At 25.4% G+C, this 20,583-nt stretch carries 15 protein-coding genes and 1 tRNA gene; 8 read left to right on the plus strand and 8 right to left on the minus strand.

Annotated features, from left to right (window positions below):
• Positions 1 to 141 precede the first annotated feature (141 nt).
• From idi to miaA, 7 genes are all read left to right on the plus strand, one after another.
• Positions 142 to 690, plus strand: coding sequence for an isopentenyl-diphosphate Delta-isomerase (idi, locus tag H0H35_RS02020; protein ID WP_185882804.1), 549 nt, complete (start codon positions 142 to 144; stop codon positions 688 to 690).
• Positions 691 to 695: 5 nt separating this feature from the next.
• Positions 696 to 1,109 (plus strand): 6-pyruvoyl trahydropterin synthase family protein, encoded by a 414-nt coding sequence (locus tag H0H35_RS02025; protein ID WP_185882805.1) that lies wholly within the window; start codon positions 696 to 698, stop codon positions 1,107 to 1,109.
• Positions 1,096 to 2,205, plus strand: coding sequence for a glycine cleavage system aminomethyltransferase GcvT (gcvT, locus tag H0H35_RS02030; protein WP_185882806.1), 1,110 nt, complete (start codon positions 1,096 to 1,098; stop codon positions 2,203 to 2,205). Before H0H35_RS02025 ends, gcvT begins: the two co-directional genes overlap by 14 nt.
• Positions 2,206 to 2,222: 17 nt before the next feature.
• Entirely contained in the window at positions 2,223 to 3,608 is a 1,386-nt protein-coding gene (locus H0H35_RS02035) for an MATE family efflux transporter (RefSeq protein WP_317167190.1), read from the plus strand.
• Between the two features lie 123 nt (positions 3,609 to 3,731).
• Positions 3,732 to 5,129, plus strand: coding sequence for a DEAD/DEAH box helicase (locus tag H0H35_RS02040; protein WP_185882807.1), 1,398 nt, complete (start codon positions 3,732 to 3,734; stop codon positions 5,127 to 5,129).
• A gap of 127 nt (positions 5,130 to 5,256) precedes the next feature.
• A complete protein-coding gene (gene aroC, locus H0H35_RS02045; RefSeq protein WP_185882808.1) occupies positions 5,257 to 6,342 on the plus strand; it encodes a chorismate synthase in 1,086 nt (361 codons plus the stop codon).
• Positions 6,339 to 7,265 carry a tRNA (adenosine(37)-N6)-dimethylallyltransferase MiaA gene (gene miaA, locus H0H35_RS02050; RefSeq protein ID WP_238892307.1) on the plus strand — a complete coding sequence of 309 codons (927 nt, stop codon included), beginning with the start codon at positions 6,339 to 6,341 and terminating at the stop codon, positions 7,263 to 7,265. The genes aroC and miaA overlap by 4 nt, the downstream gene beginning before the upstream one ends.
• Here miaA and H0H35_RS02055 read toward each other — a convergent pair.
• A tRNA-Val gene (locus H0H35_RS02055) sits at positions 7,239 to 7,314 on the minus strand. The two genes, miaA and H0H35_RS02055, sit on opposite strands and share 27 nt — an antisense overlap.
• 56 nt (positions 7,315 to 7,370) lie before the next feature.
• The gene (locus tag H0H35_RS02060) at positions 7,371 to 8,618 is read right to left on the minus strand and encodes a bifunctional folylpolyglutamate synthase/dihydrofolate synthase (RefSeq protein WP_185882809.1); all 1,248 of its coding nucleotides are present in this window, start codon (positions 8,616 to 8,618) and stop codon (positions 7,371 to 7,373) included.
• Positions 8,619 to 8,689: 71 nt separating this feature from the next.
• Between H0H35_RS02060 and glnS the strand changes: the two genes are divergently transcribed.
• Positions 8,690 to 10,366 carry a glutamine--tRNA ligase gene (gene glnS, locus H0H35_RS02065; RefSeq protein WP_394798831.1) on the plus strand — a complete coding sequence of 559 codons (1,677 nt, stop codon included), beginning with the start codon at positions 8,690 to 8,692 and terminating at the stop codon, positions 10,364 to 10,366.
• Here the strand turns inward: glnS and rpoC are convergent.
• The 6 genes from rpoC to rplK are packed head-to-tail and all read right to left on the minus strand — an operon-like array spanning position 10,361 to position 20,580.
• A complete protein-coding gene (rpoC, locus tag H0H35_RS02070) occupies positions 10,361 to 14,608 on the minus strand; it encodes a DNA-directed RNA polymerase subunit beta' (RefSeq protein WP_185882810.1) in 4,248 nt (1,415 codons plus the stop codon). The two genes, glnS and rpoC, sit on opposite strands and share 6 nt — an antisense overlap.
• Before the next feature lie 20 nt (positions 14,609 to 14,628).
• A complete protein-coding gene (gene rpoB / locus H0H35_RS02075; RefSeq protein ID WP_185882811.1) occupies positions 14,629 to 18,444 on the minus strand; it encodes a DNA-directed RNA polymerase subunit beta in 3,816 nt (1,271 codons plus the stop codon).
• A gap of 45 nt (positions 18,445 to 18,489) precedes the next feature.
• The gene (gene rplL / locus H0H35_RS02080; protein ID WP_185882812.1) at positions 18,490 to 18,861 is read right to left on the minus strand and encodes a 50S ribosomal protein L7/L12; all 372 of its coding nucleotides are present in this window, start codon (positions 18,859 to 18,861) and stop codon (positions 18,490 to 18,492) included.
• A gap of 7 nt (positions 18,862 to 18,868) precedes the next feature.
• On the minus strand, positions 18,869 to 19,432 hold the full coding sequence (gene rplJ / locus H0H35_RS02085) for a 50S ribosomal protein L10 (protein ID WP_185882813.1): 564 nt from the start codon (positions 19,430 to 19,432) through the stop codon (positions 18,869 to 18,871).
• Positions 19,429 to 20,124, minus strand: a complete 696-nt coding sequence (rplA, locus tag H0H35_RS02090) for a 50S ribosomal protein L1 (protein ID WP_185882814.1) — start codon at positions 20,122 to 20,124, stop codon at positions 19,429 to 19,431. The genes rplJ and rplA overlap by 4 nt, the downstream gene beginning before the upstream one ends.
• Before the next feature lie 24 nt (positions 20,125 to 20,148).
• Positions 20,149 to 20,580 carry a 50S ribosomal protein L11 gene (gene rplK / locus H0H35_RS02095; RefSeq protein ID WP_185882815.1) on the minus strand — a complete coding sequence of 144 codons (432 nt, stop codon included), beginning with the start codon at positions 20,578 to 20,580 and terminating at the stop codon, positions 20,149 to 20,151.
• Between the last annotated feature and the right edge of the window lie 3 nt (positions 20,581 to 20,583).

Here is a 20,583-nt window from a genome sequence, read left to right on the forward strand (position 1 = left end):
TTTGATTAAAATATTACGATTTGTATTTTCCATTGTTGATTAGAAAAATTCTAATAATTTATGTAGATATTTGTTGTTAAAATTACGTTATAATTTTATCTATTGAAATATTTTTTATAAATAATTTTTTTTTAGAAAAAAATGAATAAAATTGATAAAAAACAAAAAATTAATAACGATCTCATTCCTCTTATAGGAAAAAAAAAAGAAATTATAGGATTTGAAGAAAAAAATACGATTCATGAAAAAGGAATATTGCATAGTGCAGTTTCAGTATTCATTTTTAATATGAAAAATGATTTAATGATACAAAAAAGATCTTTTAATAAATATCATTCTTCTTTACTATGGACAAATACATGTTGTAGTCATCCTAAAAAACATGAATCTCTTTTAGATGCAGCTCATCGTTGTTTAATAAATGAAATGGGATTTGATTGTTTTTTAAAGAAAAAATTTTGTTTTATTTATAATGAACTATTAAATAATGGATTAATTGAAAATGAATTAGATCATGTATTTGTAGGATATTATGAAAAAAATCCAAATATTAATTATAAAGAAGTCAATAATTGGGATTGGATTTCCGTAAAAAAATTAATTCAAAATATTCAAGTTAATCCAAAATCATATACTATATGGTTAAAAATTATTATTAATAAATATATCAATAAGTTACTCAAAAAATAAAATATATGAAAGCGACTATAAATAAAGTAGGATATTTTAGTGCAGCACATAGACTTTTTAATAATTGTTGGAATGATAAAAAAAACGAAAAAATTTTTGGTAAATGTGCACATAAAAATTATCACGGACATAATTATAAATATATTGTAAGTATTACAGGTGAAATTAATACGGAAACAGGTTTTATTTATAGTTTACAAAAATTGAAAAATCTTCTTTCAAATGAGATAGATAAATATTTTGATCACAAAAATATTAATTTAGATTTAAAAGAATTTTTTTCTATTAATCCAACAATAGAAAATATTTCTGTTTTTATATGGAATCGAATTAGAAAAAAATTATCATATGAATTAGATTTGAAAATCATTTTATACGAAACAAAAAATAATTTTGTTGAATACGATGGCAAAGAATAATATAAAAAAAACAATTTTATACGAACATCATATCAAACTAGGAGCAAAAATGTGTATTTTTTCCGGATTTTATATGCCATTATTATATCAATCTTCTTTAAAAGAACATATGCATGTAAGAAATTATTCTGGAATTTTTGATGTAAGTCATATGGGAAAATTTATTGTAAAAGGAATGCATTCTAAATCTTTAATTCAATATTTAACAACAAATAATATATATATATTGAAAAATGGACAAGCTCAATATACTTGTTTAATTAATGATAAAGGGGGAATTATAGATGATTTAGTTATTTATCAAATTTCAGAATATAAATTTTTATTAATAGTCAATGCCATTAATATTGAAAAAAATAAAAAATGGATTAAAAAATATATAAAAAAATGGGGGTATGCTATAGAACTATTAGATATGTCTCAAGAATATTCTTTACTTTCAATACAAGGACCTTCTACTCTATCAAACATACAAAAATTTACAAATATATCTTTATTAAATATTCCTTTTTATCACTTTGTTATTGGAGATTTTTTAAATATAAAAAATGTGTTAATATCTCGTACAGGATATACTGGTTCAAAAGGTATAGAGATTTATGTATCTAATGAACATACAGAAAAAATATGGAATAGTATTTTAGAAATAAAAAATCATGAAATAATACCTTGTGGTATTTCCAGTAGAGATTCTCTTAGATTAGAAATGGGGTATAGATTATATGGAAAAGATATAAATGAAAATATTACTCCTATAGAATCTGGTTTGTCTTGGATTGTAAAATTTGATAAAAAATTTATATCGAAAAAAATATTAGAAAATCAAAAAAAAACAAAAAATCATAAAATATTTTTTCCTTTTTATGTGGAAAAAACAAGTTTTTGCATTCCTAGAAGTGGAACAATTTTAATAGATAAAAATGAAACCCAAGTTGGATATGTTACTTCTGGAACATTTTCTCCATTATTGAAAAAAGGAATAGGATTAGGATATTTATATAAAAAAAATATATTGACTCATCCTATTTATTTATCAATAAGAAATCATAAAGTTTTAGTTACAAAAACTAATATTCCTTTTATTAAGAATAAATAAAAAAATCATTAATAAAATTGAGTGATAAAATTAATTTATCAATTGAATCAAATAAATTAATAATAAAATATTATTTACAACATTTTAAAAAAAATTTTTCATTAGCTTTTCCCGTTATTTTCACTCAATTAGGTGTAATATCTATTGGCTTGTTTGATAATATAATGGTCGGATCTTTAGGAAAAAAATCATTAGCTTCTATTTCATTGTCTAATTCAATTTTTTTTATACTCATTATTTTTGGATTAGGAATATCAAATGCTATTTCTTCTTTAATATCATCTTTAGATCCTCAAAAGGAGTATCATAAAGGAATGATGATTTTTTTCCATGGATTAATATTAAATTTTATTTTTTCTTTATTAATGTATGGAATAATTCAAATTTTTTTTTATATTTTTCCATATTTAGGACAACCTATCGAAATTTTAATAGACACTATCTCTTTTTTAAAAATTACGGCCATATCTTTGATACCTTGGATGATTTTTGAAGTTTTTAGAAAATTTTCAGAAGGATTATCTATCATTTATCCAAGTCTTATTGTTACTTGGATATCATCTATCACTAATATTTTTTTTAATTACATATTTATTAATGGATATTTAGGATTTTCAAAATTAGGCCTAATCGGAATCGCTTATTCTACTTTAATATCCCGTATTATTATGCTATTAGGAATTATCCTACTTTTACATAAATGTAAAAAAATACACAAGTATTACAAATATTGTAAACATTTTTTTTTCAAAAAAAAATATATTCAAGATATTCTTCGAATAGGAATTCCATCTGGATTACATATGTTATTTGAAATGAGTGCCTTCTCTATATCTTCTTTTATATCTGGAAAATATGGTGTAAAAGTATTAGCAGCACATCAAATTATTATTAGTCTAGTATCTTCTACATTTTTATTAAATGCAGCTTTTTCTGTTACTTCTACAATTAGATTTGGAAATCAAATGGCCTTAAAAAGATATTGTGAATTAAAGAAAATTGGAAAATCTATTTTTATTATGGGGTTAATTTTCATGTCTATATGTAGTTTTCTATTTTTATTTTTTATAGATTATATTCCTTTTATATATATAAATAATGATAAAGAAGTAATTTCTCTTACAAAAAATATGATCATCGTTGCTAGTATTTTTCAAATACCTGATGGATTCCAAAGTATCATTCTCGGAGCATTAAGAGGAATGCAAGATGTAAAAATTCCTATGTATATTAGTTTTTTTTCTTATTGGATTGTAGCTTTACCTGTATCTTGGTATTTATCAATCAAAATAAAAGGATTAGGAGTTTGGATTGGATTAGGATTTGGAATTATAATATCAGCAATATTGTTATATATAAGATATAATTTATTAATTAATCATTTAATAAAAAATAAAAAATAATCATTTCTATTAATATGAAAAATTAAATATAATTTTATATTTAATTTTACGGTTAAATATCTATATATTATATTTGTATTAAACATTCTCCATTTTTAATAGATTATTCTCATCACTTTTTTTATGAAAAAATTTAAAGATTATCATTTTTTTAGCAAAAATATTCTCAAAGCTATAGAACATGTAGGATTTAAAAATCCCACACCTATTCAAGAAAAAGTGATCCCTTTTTTATTTCATTCTAAACAAGATCTAATAGCCTTAGCTCATACAGGAACTGGAAAAACGGCTGCTTTTGGTCTACCAATTATTCAAAATATTAATATAAAAATCGAATATCCGCAAGCTTTAATTTTATGTCCAACAAGAGAGCTTTCATTACAAATCACAAATGATTTACAAATTTTTTCAAAATTCATCAAGTTTATAAAAATTATTTCTCTATATGGAGGTACTAATATTATTAATCAATTAAAACATTTAAAAACTCGACATCATATTATAGTAGGAACTCCTGGAAGGATTTGGGATTTAATAAAAAGAAAAAAAATATTTCTTTCTCAAATTAGATATTTTGTACTTGATGAAGCAGATGAAATGATGAGTATGGGTTTTAAAGATATATTGGATTGTATTATCAAAAAATTACCAGATAAAAAACAAAATTTGTTATTTTCCGCAACAATGTCTAAATATATTCATTTAATAACAAATAATTATCTAAAAAATCCCAAAAAAATAATCACTACAACACATAATAATATTTCTTTCAATAAAACGAAACATATATATTATGTTGTTAATAATGTAAAAAAAAAATATTTAGTTTTAAAAAGAATTTTAGATGTAAATCCTAATATATATGGAATTATATTTTGCAGTACCAAAAAAGAAACCAAAAAAGTAGCAGAATTACTGATAAAAGATTCATATAATGCTGATTTTTTATCTGGAGATTTACCTCAAACACAAAGAGAAAACGTTTTGAATAAATTTAGAAATAAAAATTTGCAATGTTTAGTTGCAACAGATATAGCATCTCGTGGTTTAGATATCAATAACGTAACTCATGTCATACACTATGACTTACCTAAAATCAGTGAAATATATATCCATAGAAGTGGACGAACTGGCAGAGCTGGAAATGGTGGAACATCTATTTGTATTATCCATCATAATGAAAAAAAAGTTTTAAAAAAAATTGAAAAAAAAATCGGAACAAATTTCAATTATATTTTAATTCCTATAAAAAAAGAAATTGTACACAAACAAATTCTTTATTTTATCAAAAAAATAAAAAACATGATAATAGATGAGAAAAGTATGATAGATTTTATGCCTGAACTGCAAAAAAAATTATCTTTTCTTGATAAAAATGAATTAATAAAACGTTTTTCATGGATTGAATTTCATCGTTTAATTAACTTTTATAAAAATTCTAAAGATCTAAATCATAAGTTTACTTTTAATCAATCAAAACGAAAAAAAAAAAAAAATTTTTATCCTAAATACAAAACATAAATCCAATTAAAAATTCAATAACAAAGAATATAATTAATTCAATTATTATATAATGACAATATTAATATGAGTTGAATTTTTTTTCATCAACCAATTATTACTATTAAACTTAAAACATTTTACTATTATGGGAGGTAATATTTTTGGAAGCCTTTTTAGGGTAAGTACTTTTGGAGAAAGTCATGGATGCGCTATGGGTGGTGTAATCGATGGATGTCCATCAAAAATAACATTAGATATCAAAGAAATTCAATATGAATTAAATAGGAGAAAGCCAGGTCAGTCATCTATTGTAACTCAACGTAAAGAACCTGACCAAGTAATTTTTTTATCTGGAATTATAAACAATCAAACAACAGGTACTCCTATTGGTTTTATTATTTATAATAAGGATCATAATACTAAAGACTATAAACATATTAAAAATGTTTATCGTCCTTCTCATTCTGATTTTACTTATGAAAAAAAATATGGAATCAGAGATTATAGAGGAGGAGGTCGTTCATCAGCACGAGAAACAATATGTAGAGTAGTAGCTGGAGCTATAGCTAAACAATTCCTAAAAAAAGTTCAAATAACATCTTATGTTTCAAGTGTTGGTCCTATATCTACAAAAAAATCGTATCAAAAATTAGATTTATCTAGAGAATCCATAGAAAAAAGTACGATAAGATGTCCTGAATATAAAACTTCTGAAAAAATGATATCTTTTATTCATAAAATTAAAAAAGAAGGAGACACAATCGGTGGAATTATTACCTGTGTAATCAAAAATTTACCCATTGGTATAGGAGAACCAATTTTTAATAAATTACATGCCGAATTGGGGAAAGCAATGCTTTCAATCAACGCAGTAAAAGGATTTGAATATGGAAGTGGATTTGATGGAACCAAATTAAAAGGATCTCAACATAATGATTTATTTTATTCAAATGGAAAAACCAAAACAAATCATTCCGGTGGTATACAAGGGGGCATATCCAATGGAATGGATATTTATTTTAAAGTAGCTTTTAAACCAGTAGCAACAATAATGAAAGAACAAAAAACTATAGATGAAAATGGAAATTATGTTTTTATAGATGGAAAAGGTAGACATGATCCTTGTGTTTTACCTAGAGCTGTTCCTATAGTAGAAGCAATGACTGCTTTAGTTTTAATGGAATACCATATGTATGCAAAATTATCTAATTCTTCATCAATTTTCAATTGAAAAAAAAAATCATCTTATTTATATTAGGACCTACATGTGTTGGAAAAACCAATTTATCTATTTATTTAGCTAAAAAATTCAAAACAGAAATTTTATCTATTGATTCTAGACAATTCTATAAAGAATTGAAAATAGGGACATCGATGCCAGATGAAAAAGCATTAAATACAGTACCTCATCATTTTATAGGACATTTACATTTTTATCAAAATTATAATGCAAAATTATTTGAAACAGATTTTTTAAAAAAAACGTCTAAACTATTTCATAAATATTCTATCTTAATAGCAGTAGGAGGATCAAGTTTATATGAAAAATCTATAACAGAAGGACTATGTCATATCCCAGACATTGATCCAAAAATTCATAATGAATTAATTGTTCATTATAAAAAAAAAGGAATTCAATATTTACAAAAAGAATTTTTAAATATTAAAAATCAAAACGATGTAATGGATATACATAATCCTAGACGTTTAATACGATATATAGAAATATTTAAATCAACAGGAAAAACTCCTTTATTTTTTTGGAAAAAAAATAAAAAAAAAAGAAATTTTATAACTTTAAAAGTTGGTCTTTTTTTACCAAAAAATGAAATTTTTAATCGTATACACATTCGTGTAAATTCTATGATCAAAAAAGGACTCCTTCATGAAGCAAAAAAATTTTATCCTTATAAAAATTTGAATAGTTTACAAACAATAGGGTACAAAGAAATATATTCTTTTTTGGAAAAAAAAGAAAAAATTTGTATAAAAAACGTTATAAAAAACATAGAAATAAATACTAGAAAATATGTGAAAAAACAGATAACTTGGTATAAAAAATATCAAGATATCACATGGTTTGATCCAAAAAATCAAGTAGATATATTGAATTTTATATCAAGAAAATGGGCGATACTGGATTTGAACCAGTGACCTTCTGTTTGTAAAACAGATGCTCTGAACCATACTGAGCTAATCACCCTATAATTTTTACGGAAATGAATTATTTTCAAATGTAAGAAAAAAAATTGACTACAATTAATTCAATACTTCAGATACGACAAATGTACTTCCGCTTATAATAATTAAATCATTTTGATCTGACTTTTTTTTTGCATAAGAAAAAGCTTCTTTTACAGAATGAAAAAATTTGATATTTTTATGGTTTTGAAAACAATTTTTCACTATATTTTTTAAATCATTGATTGGATATTTTCTATCTATATTAGGTTGACAAAAATAATACAAGGATTGTTTAGGAAAATATTTTAATAAATTTTTCACTTTTTTTTCTTTGACAAATCCTAAAACTAAATGTAGTTTTTCATACAATTCTTTTTTTATCTGAGAATTAACCATATATATACCATTTTCATTATGTGCTATATCACAAATAATTTTTGGTTTTTCTTGCTGAATAATATGCCAACGTCCTTGAAAATTTGTGTTTTCTATTACATTTTTTAATCCTCTTTTTATCGACCTTTCGGATATAAATATATTTTTTCTCTTATTTAAAATTTCAATAGTTTTTAACACTGTACACTTATTAAAGTGTTGATAATCTGCTTGAAGTGGAGATATATATTTATAACTTTCTTTTTTTCTACCAGAAAAGTAAATTGGTGCATTCTTTTTTAATGCTTCTTTAAAAAAAAATAATCGTATATTTTTTGATGTTTTTCTTCCTATTACTATAGGTATTTGTTCTTTGATAATTCCTGCTTTTTCAAAAGCAATATTCAAAATACTTTTTCCAAAAACATTCGTATGATCTTTACTTATATTAGTAATTACAGATATCTCCGGATTAATTATATTGGTTGAATCTAATCGACCACCCATTCCTACTTCAATAATAGCTATATTTACTTTTTTTTCTTTAAAATATTGAAAAGCTAAAGCTGTATTCATTTCAAAAAATGAAATATTTTCCTTTTCTATAAAATATCTATTTTTCTGAATAAAGTCTACAATAAATTCTTTTTCAATTAATGATCCATTATAAGTAATTCTTTCCCTAAAATCTTTGATATGAGGAGATATAAATAACCCTATTTTATATTTTTCTTCTTGTAAAATAGAAGATAACATATGAACAGTAGAACCTTTTCCATTTGTCCCTCCAACATGAATACTCTTAAAAAAATTTTGTGGATTACCTAAATGAAAACAAAAATTATTGATTCTTTTTAATCCTGATTTATATGATTTTAATCCTTCCTTTTGATACAATGGAAGACGATTGAATATCCATTGAATAATTTCTGAATATGAATCTTTCAAATTTTTATTTTTTTTAAAAAAAAATATTTTATAAATTAAAAATTTTAACTTATATTATATTTGAACTTAAAATAAATTATAGAATAAAATCTAATTTACATTTTATTGAAAAGATTATAGAAGAAGATATAAAAAATGGACTTCCAATAGAAAAAATAAAATTTCGATTTCCTCCAGAACCAAATGGTTATTTACATATTGGACATGTAAAATCTATATATCTGAATTTTCAACTTGGAATAAAATATCAGGCTCCAGTTATTTTGCGATTTGATGACACAAATCCCATAGGAGAAAATGAACAATTTATAGAATCTATCAAACAAGATATTACATTTTTAGGATTTAAATGGAATAAAGTAAGCTATGCTTCAGATTATTTTCAAACACTTTATGAATGGGCTATAAAATTAATACAAAATAATCAAGCTTATGTAGATAACCAATCTAAAAAAAATATCAAAATTCAAAGAAAAAATTCTTATACAATTGGAATTAATAGTAAACATAGAAATAGATCGATTCTTGAAAATATAAATCTTTTTCAAAAGATGAAAAATGGATTTTTTCAAGAAGGATCTTGTGTTTTAAGAGCAAAAATAAATATGGAATCTCCTAATATGAACATGAGAGATCCTATCATGTATAGAATTTTATATAAAAAACATCATCGAACTGGAAATAAGTGGTGTATATATCCTACTTACGATTGGACTCATGGACAATGTGATTATATTGAAGAAATATCTCATTCTTTATGTTCATTAGAATTTGAAAATAAAAAACCATTATATAATTGGTTTTTAAATAAAATATTTGATAAAAAAAAAATCATACCTAAACAAATAGAATTTTCAAGATTACATGTTAGTCATTCAATAACTAGTAAAAGAAAAATTAATTTTTTAATACAAAAAAATATCATTCGTTCTTGGAGTGATCCACGAATATTAACAATATCTGGTCTACGTAATAAAGGATATACTTCATCATCATTGAAAAATTTTATTCAAAAAATTGGAATTACAAAAAGAAATAATAATATTGATATATCTTTTTTAGAATTTTGTATTAGAAATCATTTAAATAAAATAGCTCCTAGAGTGATGGTTGTTTTATCTCCATTAAAATTAATTATCGATAATTATATAGAAAATAAAACAGAATGGATAAATACTCAAAATAACCCAGAAGATCTATCTTTTGGAAAAAGAAAAATTCCTTTTTCTAGATATCTTTATATTGAAAAAAACGATTTTTCAGAAAAAAACAAAAAAAATTTTTTTCGATTACAAATCGGAAAAAAAATTAGATTAAAAAGTGCTTATATCATTCAAGCAAATTTTTTTACCAAAAAAAAAAATGGAGACATTGATGAAATTCATTGTACTTATGATCCAGAAAGTCAATATAACAAAAAAAACAGAACTCATCATAAAAATACAATGAAAACATTACATTGGGTTTCTATCAAGCATTCTATTCCAATAAAAATAAATTTATATCAAACTTTGTTTTTAAAAAAAAAACCAGAAGAAGATGAAGACTTTTATAATTATATCAATCCAAAATCAAAAAATGAAATTATAGGTCAAGCAGAACCATCTTTGAAACAATCTCAAATAGGAACTCATTTTCAATTTCAAAGAATTGGATATTTTTATATTGTAAAAAATAATCATAATAATGATATTACTGCAAACAAAATAGTATCTATTAAAAATCAATGGAAAAAAAAAATTTTATAAAATTTCTGTATCTACATCATCATATTCCTTTAAACCTGTACCTGCTGGTATTTTGTGTCCTACAATTACGTTTTCTTTTAATCCATATAAATAATCTGTTTTTCCACTTATAGCTGCTTCACTTAATACTTTCGTTGTTTCTTGAAATGAAGCCGCTGATATGAAAGATTTAGTTTGTAATGCAGATCTAGTTATTCCTTGTAATATAGGTCTACCCGTAGCTGGAATTGCATTCCTTACTTTCATCAATTGTTTCTTTTGGTATTTTAATACTGTATTCTCATTTCTAAAATCTCTATAACTAATCAGACTTCCTTTATCAAAAATTTTTGAATCTCCGGAACATTCAACTACTTTCATTTGAGAAATTTTATCATTTTCTTCTATAAAATCATCTTTATACTCAATACTTCCTTCTAAAAACTTAGAATCTCCTATATTTAAAACCTCAATTTTCCTCATCATTTGTAAAACAATTATTTCAAAATGTTTATCATTAATCTTTACACCTTGTAAACGATATACTTCTTGTATCTCTTCAATCAGATATTCTTGTACAGCTCGCGGACCTTTAATATTCAAAATATCATTAGGAGTCACTGCTCCATCTGAAATAGGCATTCCTGCTTTTATATAATCATTTTCTTGAACCAGAATCTGATTTGATAATTTGATTAAATATTTTTTCACTTCTCCATTTTTAGATTCTACAATAATCTCTCTATTTCCCCTTTTAATTTTACCATGACTCACTATTCCATCCATTTCTGAAACAACTGCTGGATTGGATGGATTTCTTGCTTCAAATAATTCAGATAATCTAGGTAATCCTCCTGTAATATCTCCAGATTTAGCTGATTTTCTAGGAACTTTGACTAAGATTTTTCCCTGTTTTATTTGTTCTCCATCTTTTACCATTAAATGGCCTCCTAATGGTAAATTATATATTTTTAATTCTTCATTTTTTTCATTCACAATTTTTAATGTCGGAATTAAACTTCTATTTCTTCCTTCTGTTACTACTTTTTCTTGAAATCCAGTTTGTTCATCTACTTCTAATTGAAATGTTACCCCCTGCTCTAAATGTTGATATAATACAGTTCCTGAATATTCTGAAATCATTACAGCATTATATAAATCCCATTTACAAATTAAATCTCCTTCTTTAAGAAAATCCCCATTTTGAACAAATAGAGAAGATCCATAAGGAATATTATTGGTCATTAAAATAGATGATTTCTTTGTATTAAATAATTTCATTTCTGATGTTCTAGATACCACTATTCCTAGTTCCTCATTTTTTTCATTCGTTTTTACCAATTTTAAATCTTCAAATTCTATATATCCATTATATTTCGCTATTATTTGTGAAGATTCAGTTATAGTACCAGCAGTTCCACCAACATGAAAAGTTCTTAATGTTAATTGAGTTCCAGGTTCTCCAATAGATTGTGCTGCAATAACTCCTACAGCTTCTCCTTTTTGAACTATTTTCCCTGTAGATAAATTTCTTCCATAACATTTTGCACAAATCCCCATTTTTGCTTCACATGTTAATGGAGATCTTACTTCTACTACTTCAATTCCATATTCTTCTATCATCCTAGCTATTTTTTCATCAATCATAGATCCAGAATGAATAATAACTATTGGATCATCATTATTTCTATTATAAACAACATCATTTAAAGATATTCTACCTAAAATTCTATCAAATAATGTTTCAACTATTTCTTCATTTTTTTTTAATGCATGCATTTCTAACCCACGTAAAGTATTACAATCTTCCATTTTTATTATAACATCTTGAGCTGCATCTACTAATCTTCTTGTAAGATAACCAGCATCTGCTGTTTTTAAAGCAGTATCAGCTAAACCTTTACGTGCTCCATGAGTAGAAATAAAATATTCTAAAATAGATAATCCTTCTTTAAAATTAGATAAAATAGGATTTTCAATAATTTCTCCTCCAGAAGATCCGGTTTTTTGAGGTTTTGCCATTAAACCTCTCATTCCAGAAAGTTGACGAATTTGTTCTTTAGAACCTCTCGCTCCAGAATCTAACATCATATACACAGGATTAAATCCTTTTTTATCTTCTCGCATATGTTTCATTACTTTTTCGGTAAGCATCGAATTAGTATTAGTCCATATATCAATTGTTTGATTATAACGTTCATTATTAGTAACCAATCCCATGTTATAATTCATTTTGACGTGGTCTACTTTTTTTATAGCATCATTTACCATATTTCCTTTATCATTAGGAACAAGAATGTCCCCTAAACCAAATGAAAGACCTCCTTTAAATGCATTATAGAAACCTAAATTCTTAATATCATCTAAAAATTTAGACGTAGTTGGTACATTTGTATAAAATAGTATCTTTCCTATTATTTCCCTTAATGATTTTTTAGTTAACGATTTATTAATATATCCAACATTTTTAGGTATTACTTGATTAAATAATACTCTTCCTACAGTTGTTTCTATAATCTTTTTCAAAAAATTATTATTATTATCACGAATCGTCACTTTTACTTTAATTAAAGCATGTAAATCCACAGCTTTTTGATTATATGCAATCTGCACTTCTTCTGAAGAATAAAATATATTTCCTTCTCCTTTTACTATTGAATTCGTATCAGATAATCGTATTTTCGTCATATAATAAAGACCTAAAACCATATCTTGTGATGGAACTGTAATTGGAATTCCATTTGCAGGATTTAAAATATTTTGAGAAGCTAACATTAATAACTGAGCTTCTAATATTGCTGCATTAGAAAGAGGAAGATGAACAGCCATTTGATCTCCATCAAAATCTGCATTAAAAGCTGAACAAACTAATGGATGTAATTGAATAGCTTTACCTTCAATTAATTTCGGTTGAAATGCTTGTATTCCTAACCTGTGTAAAGTAGGAGCTCTATTTAATAAAATAGGATGACCCCTTAAAACATTTTCTAAAATGTCCCATATCATAGATGTTCTTTTATCAATAATTCGTTTTGCAGATTTAACGGTTTTGACAATACCTCTTTCAATTAATTTTCTTATAATAAACGGTTTATATAATTCTGCCGCCATTTCTTTTGGTAAGCCACATTCATGTAATTTTAAATGAGGTCCAACCACAATGACTGATCTAGCTGAATAATCTACTCTTTTGCCAAGAAGATTCTGTCTAAAACGACCCTGTTTTCCTTTTAAAGAATCAGATAATGATTTTAAAGGACGATTTGCTTCTGATTTTACAGCAGATACTTTTCTAGAATTATCAAATAAAGAATCTACTGACTCTTGTAACATTCTTTTTTCATTTCGAAGAATCACTTCAGGAGCTTTAATTTCTATCAACCTTTTCAATCGATTATTTCTAATTAAAACACGACGATAAAGATCGGTCATGTCTGATGAAGCATATCTACCTCCATCTAAAGGAACTAAAGGACGTAATTCTGGTGGAATAACCGATAACACTCGTATTATCATCCATGATGGATTCCCTCCATTTTTTTTTCCTTCTCTAAATGATTCTACAACTTGTAAACGTTTTAATGCTTCTGTTCTTCTTTGTTTCGAAGTTTCATTGCAAACTTGATTTCTTAAATTAATATATAAAGAATCTAAATCAATACGATTTAACAAATCTTCTATACATTCAGCTCCCATTTTTGCTATAAACTTATCTGAATCAGAATCATCTAAATTTTGATTTCCTTTTGGAAGTTGATTTAAAATATGTAAATATTCCTCTTCTGTTAAAAATTCTCCTTTTCGAATTTTATTCTTTTTATCTAAAAAAGAAGCCACCCCACTTTGAACAACTACATATCGTTCATAATATATAATCATATCTAGTTTTTTCGATGGTAATCCTAATAAATACCCAATTTTATTAGGAGATGTACGAAAACACCAAATATGAACTACGGGAACAATAAGACTAATATGACCCATTCGTTCTCTTCTCACTCTTTTTTCAGTGACTTCCACTCCACATCTATCACATACTATTCCTTTATAACGAATTCTTTTGTATTTTCCACAAGCACATTCATAATCTTTTATAGGACCAAAAATACGTTCACAAAAAAGTCCGTCTCTTTCCGGTTTATGAGTTCGATAATTAATTGTCTCTGGTTTTAAAACTTCACCATAAGATTCTTTTAAAATTACTTCTGGTGAAGATAATCTAATAATAATTTTACTAAATTTTGTATTTCTTTTTTTATACATTTTTTATTATAAAGCTAATTTCATTCTTCTAAACTTATATTTAACCCTAATCCTTTCAATTCATAACGAAGAACGTTAAAAGATTCAGGATTATTAGGTTCTGGCATTTCTATTCCTTTTACTATCGATTCATATGTTTTAGCTCTTCCTACCACATCATCCGATTTTACTGTTAAAATCTCACGTAAAATGTTAGATGCACCAAAAGCTTCTAAAGCCCAAACTTCCATTTCGCCAAAACGTTGTCCTCCAAATTGAGCTTTTCCACCCAATGGTTGTTGAGTAATTAAAGAATAGGGACCTATTGAACGAGAATGCATTTTATCATCAACCATATGACCTAATTTCAACATATATATCACACCAACTGTTGCTCGTTGATCAAATCTTTCACCAGTTTCACCATCAAATAAATAAGTAGTTCCAAATTTTGGAATTCCAGATTTAGAAGTATATTCAGTTATTTGTTCAATAGTAGCTCCATCAAATATAGGTGTTGAAAATTTTACATTCAAATTTTGACCAGCCCAACCTAATACTGTTTCGTATATTTGTCCAATATTCATTCTAGAAGGAACTCCTAGTGGATTTAAAACAATATCTACAGTGCTCCCATCTTCTAAAAACGGCATATCTTCTTCTCGAAGAATACGAGCTACTACTCCTTTATTGCCATGTCGACCTGCCATTTTATCGCCAACTTTTAATTTCCTTTTTTTTGCAATATAGACTTTTGCCATTTTTACAATTCCAGATGGAAGTTCATCTCCAATTGTAATTGAAAATTTTTTATGTTTAAAATTACTTATTAAATCATTGACTGACATTTTATAATTATGTATTATTTCTGATGACAATTCGTCGTTTTCATCATTATTAGTCCAATTATCAATTCGAATTTTGATATAATCTGAAATATTCATCAATAATTTTTCATCAAAAATAGTACCTTCCGATACAACTTGATTTCCATTTTCATCTATTATTCCATTCACACATACTTTACCAGATAATACATGTACTAATTTTTTCAAAAGAGAATTTCGAATATTCAATAAGTTTTTTTTGTGTTCTTTTTCTAATTTTTCAATTTCAATCTTATCACGAATTCTAGTATTTTTATCTTTTATACTTTTACTAAATAATTTTGTATCAATGACAACACCAAATAAAGAAGGATCAGCTCTTAACGATGCATCTTTGACATTTCCTGCTTTTTCTCCAAAAATAGCTCTCAACAATTTTTCTTCTGGAGTTGGATCTGATTCTCCTTTTGGAGTTATTTTTCCAATCAAAATATCACCTGGTCTTACTTCAGCACCTACACGAATGATTCCATTTTCATCTAAATCTTTAGTTGCATCTTCACTAACATTTGGAATATCATTTGTTAATTCTTCCATTCCCAATTTTGTATCACGTACTTCTAAAGAATATTCGTCTATGTGAATAGATGTAAACCAATCTTCTCGCACTACTCTTTCTGAAATTAAAACCGCATCTTCAAAATTATATCCATTACAAGGAATAAATGCTGCTTTTAAATTCCTTCCTAAAGATAATTCTCCATTTTCTGTAGCATATCCTTCACATAACATTTGTCCTTTTTTAATACTCATTCCTTTTTTAACGATAGGTCTTAAATTAATACATGTATTTTGATTTGTTTTTCTAAATTTAATTAAATTATAAACTTTTATGTCAGATTCAAAACTAACTAAAGATTCCTGATCATTTCTATAATAACGAATTTTGATTTGATTTGCATCTACATATTCTATCAATCCTTCATATTCTGCATGAATTAAGATTCTAGAATCTATTGCTATTTGTTTCTCCATACCAGTACCTACTATAGGTGATTCTGGTTTTAATAAAGGAACAGCTTGACGCATCATATTTGATCCCATAAGAGCTCTATTTGCATCATCATGTTCTAAAAATGGAATGAGAGATGCAGATATAGATGAAATTTGATTTGGCGCAATATCAATATAATCTACTTGACTAGGTGTTACAACTGGAAAATCTCCATCTTCACGAGCTATAATTCGATTAGAATGAAAAGATCCATTGTTATTAATAGCATTTGATTGTACAATTACCTTCCCTTCTTCTTCTTCTGCACTTAAATATTTTATATCCATATTCATATATACTACTCCATTATGAACTGTTCTATAAGGAGTTTCAATAAAACCCATTTTATTTATTTTAGCAAAAACAGAAAGAGAAGATATTAATCCTATATTAGGACCTTCAGGCGTTTCTATTGGACATAATCTACCATAATGAGAATAATTAACATCTCTTACTTCAAAACCAGCTCTCTCTCTCGATAAACCACCAGGACCTAATGCAGACATCCTTCTTTTATGTGTAATTTCAGAAAGAGGATTAGTTTGATCCATAAATTGAGACAATTGGTTGGTACCAAAAAAAGTATTGATAACGGAAGAAAGAGTTTTCGCATTAATCAAATCTGAAGGAGTAAAAACTTCATTATCTCGAACATTCATTCGTTCTTTTATTGTTCTAGCCATTCTAGATAAACCAATACTAAACTGAGTATATAATTGTTCTCCTACTGTTCTGACTCTTCTATTGGATAAATGATCGATATCATCTACTTCTCTTTTAGAATTAAACAGAGCATTTAAATGTTCAATTATAGCAATAATATCTTGTTTTGTTAAAACTAAATGATTTGAATGGATTTTTAATCCCAAACGTTTATTTAAACGATACCTACCTACTGGTCCTAAACTATATCTTGCATCTGAGAAAAAAAGTTTATCTATAATACCTCTAGCAGTTTCTTCATCTGGTGGTTCCGTATTTCTTATTTGTTTATAAATATATTCCACTGCTTCTTTTTCAGAATTCGTAGGATCCTTTTGAAGAGTATTATATATAATAGAATAATCATTTTTTCTACCATATGCTTTATGTAATAAAATTGTTTTTATTTCATGATCATTGATAATATTTATATGCTCTTCTTTTAAAAGAATATCTCTATCAATAAGCACTTCATTTCTTTCTATAGAAACTACTTCTCCTGTATCTTCATCTACAAAATCTTCATGCCATATTTTTAAAACTCTTGCAGCTAATGTCCTTCCTAAAATTTTATCTTTTGAATCATCTTGTACTTTTACTTCTTCAGATAAATCAAATATATTCAATATATCCTTATCTCTTTCATATCCTATAGCACGAAGTAAAGTCGTCATTGGTAGTTTTTTCTTTCGATCAATGTAAGCATACATAATATTATTAATATCCGTAGCAAATTCTATCCATGAACCCTTAAATGGAATAATTCGAGCAGAATAAAGTTTAGTACCATTAGCATGATGAGATTGTCCGAAGAACACTCCAGGAGATCGATGTAATTGCGATACAATAACCCTTTCCGAACCATTGAAAATAAAAGAACCAGAAGGAGTCATATATGGACATGTTCCTAAATAAACATCTTGAATTACAGTTTCAAAATCTTCATGTTCAGGATCCGTACAATACAATTTTAATTTCGCTTTTAAAGGAACACTATAAGTTAATCCTCTTTCTATACATTCTTCTATTGAATATCTAGGTGAATCAATAGAATAACCTTTGAATTCCAAAACAAAAGAATTTCTTGCATCAGAAATTGGAAAATTTTCCATAAAGGCCTTAAAAAGACCTTCATTTTTTATATTATTTCGTTTTGTATCTAATTGAAAAAATTCTTTAAATGATTTAATTTGAATTTCTAAAAAATCCGGATATTTCTCCGGTTGTTTGGATGAAGAGAATGTAATCCTTTCTGTTATATTATCTGTCTTCACTAATTTTATATAATTAATGGATGATATAAAAAAATATATTTATGTTTATTTTAGTTCTACTTTAGCTCCTAATTCTTCAAATCTATTTTTCATATTATTTGCTTCTTTTTTATTTACAGATTCTTTAATAATACTAGGAACATTATCAGCTAAATCTTTAGATTCTTTTAGCCCTTTCCCCGTTATTTCTTTAATTAATTTTACTATTGATAATTTAGAACTTCCAACGGAAGTTAAAGTTATGTTAAAAACACTTTTTGTCACTTCTTTGGAAGATTCATTTAATTTATCAGAATGATTATCCAGTTTTTCTACATTTTTCGGGTTTATTCCATATTTTTCTTTTAAAATAATAATTAATTCACTCACTTCTTTTACTGTTAAACTCACTAATTGTTCCGCTAATTTTTCTATCATGTTATTTTTATTTTTTATTTTCTACTTTTTTTTCACTTTCATTATATGAAAAAAATTTTAAAATCTGATATATTTGATCTATTGATGATCGATGTAAATCTAAAATAAGTTCTCTTATTGAAAATTGAAGAATATATAAAACATCTATAATCAGATCTTCTTTAGATTTAATATTAATAAGAATATCTAAATTTTCATTTCCAAAATAAAAAGATTTTTGTACATAAGCGGATTTTAAATAAGGTTTTTGAATATGTTCCTTAATATGAAATTTTTTAATAATATTTGGTATTATATTTTCTACATTTTTATTTGAATATAATATCGTTGTATTTCCATTTAAAACAGGAAAAAAAGGATTGAGCTCTTGATCTTTACTATTTTCAATAGTTTTTTTCAAAAGAGTATTCTTCACTATTTTCATTCGAATTCCAAAATCATTAAAATTTTTCCTTAAAAAAGTTATTTGATTAGAATTTAAATAAGAAATGTCGATCAAATATATTACTTTATTATTAGATATTAAATTTGATAAATTCAATAGTTCCTTTCTCTTTTTTATTTTATTCATTTTTTTACAAAAATTTGATGGTCTACTGAAATAGAATTACTCATAGTAGTAGATAAAAAAATACTCTTTATATAATCTCCTTTAGAAGAAGGAGGCTTACTATGAATCAATTTTTTCATAAATTCTTTTACATTCTCCAATAAATGTTTACATGAAAAAGAAATTTTTCCTACTGATGAATGAATAATTCCATAACGATCTGACTTAAAAAAAATTCTTCCACATTTTATTTCTTTCACCAGTTTTTCTGGATTGACAGATACAGTCCCCATATTTAAACTTGGCATTAATCCTTTAGGTCCTAAAATTTTAGAAATAGATCGTATCTGATTCATTACATTAGGCATAGATATTACTACATCTATATTTGTCCATCCATTTTTTATTTTTTCAATATAATCTAGTCCTACATAATCAGCTCCATATTTTTTGACATCTTTTTCTTTTTCTTTTGTTACTAAAGCTAAAATACATTTTTTTTTCCCTGAACCATGAGGTAATATTAAAGATCCTTTTATTATTTGATTAGATAGACGAACATCTATCCCTAAACGAACAGAAATATCAACCGATTCATCAAATTTAACAAAACTCAATTCTTTCAGAAGATTTAAAGATTCTTCTAAAGGATATTTTTTTTTTGAAATTTTTTTTATAATATTTTTTCTATTTTTAGTTAATTTTTTTGTCATATACAAATACTTTTCTTTATGTATCTATTCTATTTCTATCCCCATAGACCTCGCAGTTCCAGATATCATAGAGATAGCAGATTCCATAGAATAACAATTTAAATCTTCCATCTTATCTATTGCAATCATTTTAATTTCATCTTTAGTTATCTTTCCAATTTTTGATCGATTAGATTCTTTCGATCCTTTTTCTTTTTTAATCTTACTTAATAATTGAATAGAAACTGGAGGTTTTTTAATTACAAACGAAAAAGATTTATCTTCATATATCGTGATAATAACAGGACAAATTAACCCAATCTTTTCCTTTGTAAAAAGATTATATTTTTTGCAAAAATCCATTATATTTACTCCAGAACTGCCTAATATAGGACCAATAGGTGGTGCAGGAGAAGCTTTTCCACCAATGATTTTCTGAATTTTAATTCTTTTTACTATTTTTTTATTATAATTCATAAT

Source organism: Blattabacterium cuenoti (assembly GCF_014252435.1).
Classification (GTDB): Bacteria; Bacteroidota; Bacteroidia; order Flavobacteriales; family Blattabacteriaceae; genus Blattabacterium; species Blattabacterium cuenoti_X.

Coding starts and splice junctions, on each gene's coding strand:
- idi (WP_185882804.1), top strand. CDS start 142: ATGAATAAAATTGATAAAAAACAAAAAATTAATAACGATCTCATTCCT.
- H0H35_RS02025 (WP_185882805.1), top strand. CDS start 696: ATGAAAGCGACTATAAATAAAGTAGGATATTTTAGTGCAGCACATAGA.
- gcvT (WP_185882806.1), top strand. CDS start 1,096: ATGGCAAAGAATAATATAAAAAAAACAATTTTATACGAACATCATATC.
- H0H35_RS02040 (WP_185882807.1), top strand. CDS start 3,732: ATGAAAAAATTTAAAGATTATCATTTTTTTAGCAAAAATATTCTCAAA.
- aroC (WP_185882808.1), top strand. CDS start 5,257: ATGGGAGGTAATATTTTTGGAAGCCTTTTTAGGGTAAGTACTTTTGGA.
- rpoC (WP_185882810.1), bottom strand. CDS start 14,608: ATGTATAAAAAAAGAAATACAAAATTTAGTAAAATTATTATTAGATTA.
- rplL (WP_185882812.1), bottom strand. CDS start 18,861: ATGATAGAAAAATTAGCGGAACAATTAGTGAGTTTAACAGTAAAAGAA.
- rplJ (WP_185882813.1), bottom strand. CDS start 19,432: ATGAATAAAATAAAAAAGAGAAAGGAACTATTGAATTTATCAAATTTA.
- rplA (WP_185882814.1), bottom strand. CDS start 20,124: ATGACAAAAAAATTAACTAAAAATAGAAAAAATATTATAAAAAAAATT.
- rplK (WP_185882815.1), bottom strand. CDS start 20,580: ATGAATTATAATAAAAAAATAGTAAAAAGAATTAAAATTCAGAAAATC.